The sequence below is a fragment of the Anabaena sp. AL93 genome, from assembly GCF_001672085.1.
Taxonomy (GTDB): domain Bacteria; phylum Cyanobacteriota; class Cyanobacteriia; order Cyanobacteriales; family Nostocaceae; genus Dolichospermum; species Dolichospermum heterosporum.
In genome coordinates this window covers 49,274-56,175 of the sequence record NZ_LJOU01000026.1, presented here as the reverse complement: position 1 = coordinate 56,175, position 6,902 = coordinate 49,274, and the positions used below count along the sequence as shown (strand labels likewise).

The following is a 6,902-nucleotide window of genomic DNA, read 5'->3' as shown; positions in this document are numbered from 1 at the left end:
CTTCTCCCCCTACCTCCCCTGCTTGCCTTCACCCGCCATTTTCGGGTTGACAACCAGTTACTTGCCCTCTGTTGCAATTGAGAAGTTAACTTGGCCTCATGGATGTGATTATTCACAAAAAATTTTCTAATTTTTTTACTGATTCTGGTTTTTTCTCATGTAAATATACTCAACTTCTAGCGACTTTAGTGAATTTTCCTACAATTATGAATTGCATTTATCAAAGGAGTGTCTTCAGTAAAAATGCTTAAGTATTATCAGGAAATAAAAGTAAAAAAAATAATATTTCTTGACGTTTTTAACAAGTTGATGTAAAAACCTTTATCAAGGGCTAATCAACTATTTACAAAAACTTCATGGTATGACATCTTGAAAATCGAATAATAGTTTATGGCTAAGATATGCCATAACTAGTAAAGAAACATCGAAAAATAGTAAAATCTAACTGAAAAAAGACAGGGGGAGTAAAATAGAATGCCAGTTTTACGGATAAGGAGAAATTCTGATCTGTAAAAACTTTGGATTCACAAAAGTATAAAGAAAGTATAAGGAATTTTTCTGGAGATTTAATCCCTAATCCGTATAACCACTAAGCAAATAAATCCTCAAAACTATGAACTCCAAAGCATTACCACGTCAAATAAATAATCCCGAAGTAGGTGTTTATGACTGTGAAATTCACCTCAAATTCCGTCTGATTGAGGAAAAGAGTTTGTTAAGTGATCGTGAGCAACTGTTACAAGTATTACTAGAAGCTTTAACAGAAGGATCTGACGATTTTTTAGAAACCTTACAAGCATCAGTTAAAGCTCAGGAGATTTCAGAGTTTAAAGCCTCTCCACAAATGCGCCGTCAACTGATGCGGTTACGCAATTTCGCTGATACCGTACAATAGTATTCAGCTTAGTTATTTGTGATAGCCTGTCTAATTTAGGGGTTTCAGGATTAAGTGTTAAAAGTCTGCCTCTACCTATTTTCCCAAATAGTAAGCTTGCTTGTAAACGTAAAAATACGTCTACAATATTTGTGTCTTCGTACTAGCAAGCTAAGAAAATTAGTAGTAAAATATGCAACATTATGTTACTATTTCGGCAGCAAATTTATCTAGGTGCATTTTACCATTTTCTTACCAAGTAACTCTCATCACTAAAGGATTAGTTCACTTAGCTAGACCATGTTCTAGCGCAAAACGAACTAACTCCGTGCGGCTATTAGTACCAGTTTTACTAAATAAACGGCTGACATATTTTTCGACATTGCGGACGCTTGTTTCTAGGCGACGGGCAATTTCTTTATTCATTAATCCTTCCGCTACCAAATTTAAAACACTTTGCTCTCTAGGAGTCAAATCTATTTTAAACGGGGCTGGCGTTTGGGATATGGCACTCCGATGAGTTAATAGTATTCTAATTTGAGCGATTTGATTAGCCAAATCGGCAAGATTTGGGGTGTCGCCGTCTTCTCCGGTAGTGGGAGATTGGGCGCTGCGACGCGCTAGTAAGTTTTCAACTATGGCAACTAATTCATCAGGATCGAATGGTTTAGGTAAATACGCATCAACACCTGCATGATAGCCTTGAATGCGATCGCCTGTCATGCCCTTAGCCGTTAAAAATACCACTGGTAAGGCTTGGAAACGGGGGTCATCTCGCATTTGCTTGAGGAACTGATAGCCATCCACCTGGGGCATCATAATATCAGAAATGACCAAATCAGCGGTGTTCTCTTGCATCCAGTTCCAACCTTCACGGGCATTACTGGCAGTTTGAACCCTAAAACCGCTTTCTTGTAAATATTCTTTGACGGCTTCCCGTAATCCCGGTTCGTCATCTACCAGTAACAATTGTGCTGACATTGAAAATTCCTATAAGTGTACCTGGATCTAATCTAGCGAAATTTGGTGAGTCTTGACTACTAGGGCAGAGGAAATCCATTAATTCATCCGTCTTTATCTGCGTTTATCTGCGTTTATCTGCGGTCAATAATTCTTAAAATCTGATTCTATTCTCATCCTAAATTGGTATTATATATCGCATCAAAACCCAATGGTAAATTATTAAAAGTCAACAATAAATATGATTAAAGAAATAGGTAAAGTTTATCTTGTTGGTGCAGGTCCTGGAGATGTAGAATACTTAACCGTTAAAGCCTATCGGCTGTTAGCATCTGCTCAGGTGTTGGTGTACGATGCTTTAGTTGATAGTCAATTATTAGATTGTGTTCCTGTTGATTGCCTAAAAATAGATGTTGGTAAACGTGGAGGTAAACCCAGCACTTCCCAAACTGAAATCAACGCTTTATTGGTAAAATATTGTTTAGAAAAAAAGCAAGTTATTCGACTAAAATCGGGAGACCCTTTCATATTTGGGCGCTGTATTTTAGAAATTGTAGCTTTAAAAAATGCAGGTTGTGAATTTGAAATCGTTCCGGGAATTTCTTCTGCATTAGCTGCACCATTATTAGCCGGAATTCCGCTTACAGATAACGTTCTTAGTCGTTGTTTTGCAGTTTGTACAGCCCATGAACCAGAAACTTTAAACTGGGAAGCATTAGCAAGTTTAGAAACCTTAGTAATTTTGATGGGGGGAAAAAATTTACCAGAAATAATCCATCAACTGATAAAATATAGAAAATCCCATTCTACGCCGATTGCTATTATCCGTTGGGCTGGAACGCCTAGTCAAGAAGTCTGGACAGGAGAACTGGGAAATATTCTCGAACAAACCGCTGGTTTATCTCTCTCTCCCGCAGTTATAGTCATTGGTGAAATTGTGCGATTACGCGATTACCTGTAAAAGATTTCCATTTGTAAAATTGTAGGTTGGGTAGAACGAAGTGAAACCCAACTAATTCTAGGAAATGTTGGGGTACAGGAAATGTTGGGTTTCCTTGCGTCAACCCAACCTACGGATATTTTTTTGCGCGAAACCTAAAATTATTAAGACAACAAATTTAATGTCAACCGTGAATTACAATCTTTCTCCTTTAACTGGGAAAACCATTTTAGTTACCCGTTCTGTGGGACAATCGCATCAATTTAGCGATCGCTTAACCTCCGCAGGTGCTAATGTGATAGAAATGCCAGCTTTAGAAATTGGACCCCCTAGCAGTTGGTCAGCTTTAGATCAGGCAATTTTGCATTTATCAACTTTTAATTGGCTAATTCTCACTTCTAGTAATGGTGTAGAATACTTTTTTGAGCGATTAGAAAAATCCGGTCAAGATAAAAATGCTTTATCAGGTGTGAAAATTGCCGTTGTTGGGGAAAAAACCGCCCAAAGTTTACAAAAACAAAATATCCAAGCTGACTTTATTCCTCCTAACTTTGTGGCTGATTCCTTAGTGGAAAACTTTCCCGAATCACTAATAGGTAAAAAGATATTATTTCCCAGAGTTGAAAGTGGTGGAAGAGAAGTATTAGTGAAAGAATTAACAGCCAAAGGTGCAGAAGTAATTGAAGTTCCCGCTTATGAATCTTGCTGTCCTCAAAGTATCCCTCCTGCGGCTGAATATGCCTTAGTTAATAATACTGTAGATATTATTACCTTTGCCAGTTCTAAAACAGTCCTATTTTTCTCGCAATTAACAGCGCATATATTTACCTACAATCCCGAAAATTTAGCCAGAGTTTGCATAGCTTCCATTGGTCCCCAAACTTCAAAAACCTGTCAAACTGTATTTGGGAGAGTAGATATTGAAGCAGAAGAATATACCTTAGAAGGTTTAACAAATGCCATAATTAAATGGACAAATCATAGCTGAATTTTCTAATGACTAATACCAACCTTATGTGAGGTGGCACAGAATCATGAAATCCATTAATTCATCCCTCTTTGTCTGCGTTTATTTGCGTTTATCTGCGTTCAATAAATCTTAAAATCTGATTCTATGAAGATTCATCTTAATTTAGTATTATAACCAATGACTAAAAACTTAATTGGTTTAACTGGTGGAATTGCGACAGGTAAAAGTACAGTTGCTAATTACTTAGCTAAAACTTACAATTTACCGATTTTAGATGCAGATATTTATGCGAGAGATGCAGTATCTGTCGGTTCTCCTATTTTGTCACAAATTGCTGAAAAATATGGTAGAGAAATCATATTAAGTGATGGTAATTTAAATAGAGCCAAATTAGGAGAAATTATTTTTCATCAACCGGAAGAACGTTATTGGGTAGAAAGGGTAATTCATCCTTATGTGAGAAATTGTTTTGATAAAGCTATTAATGAATCATCTGCAAATACTTTAATTTTAGTGATTCCCCTATTATTTGAAGCTAATTTAGAAAATCTAGTTAATCAAATTTGGGTGGTATCTTGTTCTCCACAACAGCAACAACAGCGGTTAATAGAACGGAATAATTTAACAGCGGAACAAGCAGCAGCGAGAATTAATAGTCAATTACCTATTGCGGAAAAAATCGCTCGTGCTGATGTGGTTTTAGATAATTCTGGTAATTTAGAATCACTTTTAAAACAAATAGATAAAGTTTTGTTGCAAAATTCAACATTTTTATAAATAAAATAATTGATATATTCTTGCTTATTGATTGATATTCCATCAATCTCTTTTTTCGCTTGTGTGATATCATTGCACTATTCAATTGTCCTTCAAAATCACCTCTATATTTTCACTGATTATCTTCTCTATAGATACAAAGTCATTTTTAATAAAATCCTCCCAAAAATCCTGAATTTTTTTGAATATATTTTCAATATCACCATCCTCATAATCAATCTTATTTAAAATTTGTCTATTATAAATAGTCATATACTTTCGATTTAGTTTTGTTTTTTTTAAAATTTTTGAATGGTCTTGCTCTTGTAATAAATCAAATATTTTCTGACGAATTTCTTTATCTTCAATGGATCTAAGTTGCACTATCATTATAAGAGAACCAGGAAGATTTTCAATTACAAAACAAATCATTTCTCGACTTCCTGATTTATTTTCCCAGTCTTTAGCTCCAAAACTTATCCATCCCTTGTTCCAAAAATCTGCAAATATTTCGTTAGATTCAATAAGTGGATTTAGTAGTTTCTTAATTTCCACAGCTATTTCTGATTGTAAGTCGGGACGATGCTCAATAATTAAATCAAGAGCTTGTCTATGTTTAAAATAAATTTTGCGGCAAAGTTCTGCAATTTCTGAATCACTCACAATATGTCTCCTAATTAATGTAGAATAATGTGTCATTAATGTGTAAATATCTGCACCAATAGTAGATTTATAACTTTTACAAATACTATCAATTATTTCTACTACTTGAGAATAGCTGTATATTCTCCAATTATTTTCAGATGATAAACTTCCTTCTGGGGTTAAATAAATTAAAATCTTTCTATAATTTTTGTATTCAATATCAATAATGTTCTGATATCTTTCTAACTGGTTTGAATGTTCTCCCGAATCAATTTTATTTTCTATAGCACATATTAATTTATTACGCGGTGAACGGATAAGAATATCAATATTTTGCCACTCACGTCTAATCTCTGAGTCTGTTAAATCAGCTATATCTATATCAACAGGACTAATTTTTGCATTATTTGTATCTGTAGGGTTATCAGTTTCTAAAAGCACTCGCTTCAGAAATCGCTTAAGAAAAATATCATCAAGTCTATGATTTTGAGATGGGTCTAAAAGAAATGCTAAAAAATTTGAATGTCTAATTTCTTGTCTAACTACACCAATAGCTTCAAAAATATTGAATTCAGCTAGTTTTGCTTCTAGTTCTTCTAAATCTTCATTATCAACTATAAAATTTTCTAGTAGTTCTCGTCGTTTGTCTAAAATCAAATTTCACCCCACCCAAATGCTAAAATTTTACCTAAACAGAGATTTATATTATTTTATATCATCCGGTTGCTATTCTCCTGCAACTAATAAAACTTCTGCATACAACTGTTCACGAATCCAGAAGCCATTAGCAATCAAATCATCTAATATCGGTTTTACCAGTGGAATAATCCCTTGTTGTTTAGCTGCTAATACAATACCTAAGATTCCAGTAACCTGTAAACCGGACTTTATTGCTTCATTTCTACCTTTTCGCTCATCAATAATCAGTCTATCAGCATTTAACTCAACAGCAAGAGCGATCGCTTCTGCTTCACCTGGATCTAAAATTGTTTGTAGAGTCTGAACTAGGATAACATTTGTAACTGGCATAACTTCAATCCAATCGAGAGTTTCAAGTGCTAGTGTACCCGGATCTGTACTACCAGAAGCAAGAATTTCCTGATAGACTGCTGGCGGAATAATGACCTTACCATAAAGTTGCTGCAACAAAGTTAATTGTCCAATCGCAGCGAGGTTACTGATAGGTGATGTATTGCTAATAATAATCATCGCCAATTATTAGCTTCTAAACTCTTTACATCTTCCCTAAATTCAGCAATATCATAGTGAATGGGAATTTTTCGACTAGCAAGTAATCGTTGAAATTCAAGTTGATTCATTCCTACAAAATTACTCGCTTGTCCTAAAGTAAACCGTTCTTGTTCAAAGAGCAAAATTGCTATTTCTTGAACTAATTCTTTGTCAGACATTTGAATTGTCTGCAAGACTTCATCTGTAATCACAATACTCATATCTCTATTCTCCTGCTGGGATTTGGCGTTGCTGAATTGATATTCTTTTACATAGTCATACTAACATCGCATTGATGTGAGTGAAAATTCTATCTAACTCTCCAATAGCTTCCAATTCTATAACTTCGTCTGAAGTCAGCAAATCAGCTTTTTTTCTCTCCAAAAGTTCTTCCATTCGCTTCTGGAGTTCATCAGTAAATTTAAATAAATTGAATTTATCTACTTTTTCAACTTTAATTCGACCAAGTAATGTTGAAGGTCTACTAATAGCTGGTATCATAGTTTAACTCCAGTATTGATTTTAAT

At 34.7% G+C, this 6,902-nt stretch carries 8 protein-coding genes and 1 pseudogene; 4 read left to right on the top strand and 5 right to left on the bottom strand.

Going from position 1 to position 6,902, the window contains the following annotated elements:
• The first annotated feature begins 613 nt into the window (after positions 1–613).
• Positions 614–895 carry an Npun_R1517 family heterocyst differentiation transcriptional regulator gene (locus AN486_RS09025; RefSeq protein WP_027400789.1) on the top strand — a complete coding sequence of 94 codons (282 nt, stop codon included), beginning with the start codon at positions 614–616 and terminating at the stop codon, positions 893–895.
• Positions 896–1,159: 264 nt separating this feature from the next.
• Here AN486_RS09025 and AN486_RS09020 read toward each other — a convergent pair whose 3' ends face one another.
• Positions 1,160–1,855, bottom strand: coding sequence for a response regulator transcription factor (locus AN486_RS09020; protein WP_190383342.1), 696 nt, complete (start codon positions 1,853–1,855; stop codon positions 1,160–1,162).
• Positions 1,856–2,075: 220 nt separating this feature from the next.
• Here AN486_RS09020 and cobA point away from each other — a divergent pair.
• From cobA to coaE, 3 genes and pseudogenes are all read left to right on the top strand, one after another.
• Positions 2,076–2,792: pseudogene (gene cobA / locus AN486_RS09015) on the top strand (uroporphyrinogen-III C-methyltransferase); the annotation flags it as partial.
• 163 nt (positions 2,793–2,955) lie between these two features.
• The gene (locus tag AN486_RS09010) at positions 2,956–3,762 is read left to right on the top strand and encodes a uroporphyrinogen-III synthase (RefSeq protein ID WP_290600258.1); all 807 of its coding nucleotides are present in this window, start codon (positions 2,956–2,958) and stop codon (positions 3,760–3,762) included.
• A gap of 159 nt (positions 3,763–3,921) precedes the next feature.
• Entirely contained in the window at positions 3,922–4,521 is a 600-nt protein-coding gene (coaE, locus tag AN486_RS09005; RefSeq protein WP_053539045.1) for a dephospho-CoA kinase, read from the top strand.
• 81 nt (positions 4,522–4,602) lie between these two features.
• On the opposite strand, the gene AN486_RS09000 is transcribed toward coaE, so the two are convergent.
• The 4 genes from AN486_RS09000 to AN486_RS08985 all read right to left on the bottom strand — a co-directional run bounded on the left by AN486_RS09000 (position 4,603) and on the right by AN486_RS08985 (position 6,876).
• Positions 4,603–5,802 (bottom strand): PD-(D/E)XK nuclease family protein, encoded by a 1,200-nt coding sequence (locus tag AN486_RS09000; RefSeq protein ID WP_168636015.1) that lies wholly within the window; start codon positions 5,800–5,802, stop codon positions 4,603–4,605.
• Positions 5,803–5,871: 69 nt separating this feature from the next.
• Positions 5,872–6,354 (bottom strand): DUF3368 domain-containing protein, encoded by a 483-nt coding sequence (locus AN486_RS08995; RefSeq protein WP_168636016.1) that lies wholly within the window; start codon positions 6,352–6,354, stop codon positions 5,872–5,874.
• Positions 6,351–6,596, bottom strand: a complete 246-nt coding sequence (locus AN486_RS08990) for a UPF0175 family protein (protein WP_168636017.1) — start codon at positions 6,594–6,596, stop codon at positions 6,351–6,353. Before AN486_RS08990 ends, AN486_RS08995 begins: the two co-directional genes overlap by 4 nt.
• A 55-nt stretch (positions 6,597–6,651) precedes the next feature.
• On the bottom strand, positions 6,652–6,876 hold the full coding sequence (locus AN486_RS08985) for a hypothetical protein (protein WP_168636018.1): 225 nt from the start codon (positions 6,874–6,876) through the stop codon (positions 6,652–6,654).
• Positions 6,877–6,902: the final 26 nt, after the last annotated feature.